General features: G+C 61.8%; 2 protein-coding genes. One reads left to right on the forward strand and one right to left on the reverse strand.

The genetic code is table 11. From position 1 onward, the window contains the following. Positions 1-337 precede the first annotated feature (337 nt). Positions 338-958, forward strand: coding sequence for an outer membrane beta-barrel protein (locus OSA81_13735; protein MDE0900063.1), 621 nt, complete (start codon positions 338-340; stop codon positions 956-958). Positions 959-1176: 218 nt separating this feature from the next. Here the strand turns inward: OSA81_13735 and OSA81_13740 are convergent, their stop codons facing one another. Beyond that, entirely contained in the window at positions 1177-1605 is a 429-nt protein-coding gene (locus OSA81_13740) for a DUF2255 family protein (protein ID MDE0900064.1), read from the reverse strand. Between the last annotated feature and the right edge of the window lie 369 nt (positions 1606-1974).

Raw genomic sequence — 1974 nt, forward strand, 5'->3', positions numbered from 1 at the left:
ACGATTCGGGCCAGGGCTTCGAACTCGGCGTCGGCGTCGACTGGACCCCCCTGGTTGCCGACCGCCTGACGTTCACCCTGCGCTACGACGGATTCCTGTGGGAAGGTGTGACGAGCAGCGCCCTGACCGGCCGGATTCGCCTGAGTTTCTAGGCGAAACGTATCCGGGAGGCCGAGTACGTCGCGTGGGCTCGGCGGGCGGGCCCTGGCCGCCGCGGTCGGTTCGGTGATAGAGTGGCCGACGGACTTTCATGCACGGCACCTGGACCCAGAAATCGCCACGGGCGCCATCTGGGAACCCAACTCGAAATCAGGCTCGAAGAAACAGGGGGACAGGAATGCGCAAGACTCTCGCCACTTCGATCGCTGTCGCGGCACTTCTGGTTGGGGGCACCGCAGCAGGGGCCGACGGGTCGGACTACGGCCGCTCGGGCTTCTACGTTGGAGCTGGCGGCGGCGTGGCCTGGGACTTTCTGTCCGACTTTATCGAGGACATAACGGTGGGGTTGGTGACTACCGCAGCCGGTGGCTCTGCCAATGCGCGGGTCGGGTACCGGGTCTGGTCCTGGCTCGCGGTGGAGGGGATGTACGAGGGTGCCTATGGAGTGAACCCCGAAGTCCTAGGCTTAGAAATCGCGAATTTCGACACGCACTCCTTGCTGGGCAGCCTCAAGTTCTTCCTGCCGATCTGGCGGGTACACCCCTATTTCTCCCTAGGGGCCGGCGCGCAGTACGGCAACGCCGACTTCATCGACGACATTTTAAGGCCCTTCGACACGAACCGCTGGGATGCAGTCCTCCGCTTTGGATTCGGCGTCGACGCTTACGTCACCGAGAACTGGCTCGTGAACATGGAGCTAGCTCCGGGGATTCGCTTCACGGACTGGGGAGATCTCGGGAGCGAAGCCACGGACAACGTCACGCTCACCCTCACAGCAGGTGTGCAGTACCGCTTCTAAGCGCACACTCGGGAACCTCCATGTGTAAAGTGCGGACGGTCTTAAGTTCCGGCCACCGGGTCGGCTGACTCGGAGAGGGACCTCAGAAGCGGTACTGGATTCCGAACGAGCGAGACGGGCTGACGTTGACGGGCTGACGTTATCTGCCTGACGTTATCGGGCGAGTAGGAATTTCAAAGGTCCGTCCAACACCCTTGGGCGGCAATGCGGCGCTGGGGCTACCTCGAATTGAAGCGAAGCCGGGCGTAGCGGGTGTGGGTCTTTCCGCGGTCCTGGGGAAACAACACGCGCTCCCAGCCCCCGTATTTCTCAAGAAACACCTCGTCGATCCGAATTTTCTCGCTCGGCTCGGTTACGAACTCGGCATGAAAAATACGGTCCGTCCCCGAGAGCCGAATCCGGATCGTAGGATCACGCTGGAGATTGGCCCACCAGCGACTGTCCCCTGTCCGAAGGATGGGGTCTCCGTCGAGCACGCCGATCCAAATTCGTGTGACCCGTTCGTCGCCGTCCGGGTCCACTGTCACGACATGAAGCGACCACCGTTCGTCGATTTCCGCTGGGTCGAAGGGCCCGGTCGCGACCGGAATCGAACCGGATGCACACGAGAGCATCAAGAGACACGTGATCCATACGAGATTTTTCATTCGCTGACATTACCAAGTCTCGCCCAGGCCCGTGGTGAAGCCCGCGGTGAGCAGCGTGTCGCCGACTTCGGGGTATTACGGTTCCCGAGTCCAAAAGCATGGCCATCTGGGGCTCCGGAGTAATCGGTCTCGGCCTCCTAGTCCGGCGCCAACAGCGGCGCATGGCGCCCGTGCGCTTTGGGTAAATCTGCGACCCCAAGTTTCGGGACCGTGTCCGAAGCGTGGAACCCCGTGCGTTTGCTAGGGTGCGCCCGCCAAAGACATGAACCCAACACCCCGCACAACGAAGGAGCACTCCATGAAGGTCCGTAATCTGCTGATTGCACTCGCGGCGACAATACTCTTGGCCTCAAGTGCAGCGGCACAAAA

Source organism: Longimicrobiales bacterium (assembly GCA_028823235.1).
GTDB lineage: Bacteria > Gemmatimonadota > Gemmatimonadetes > Longimicrobiales > Gaopeijiaceae > UBA2589.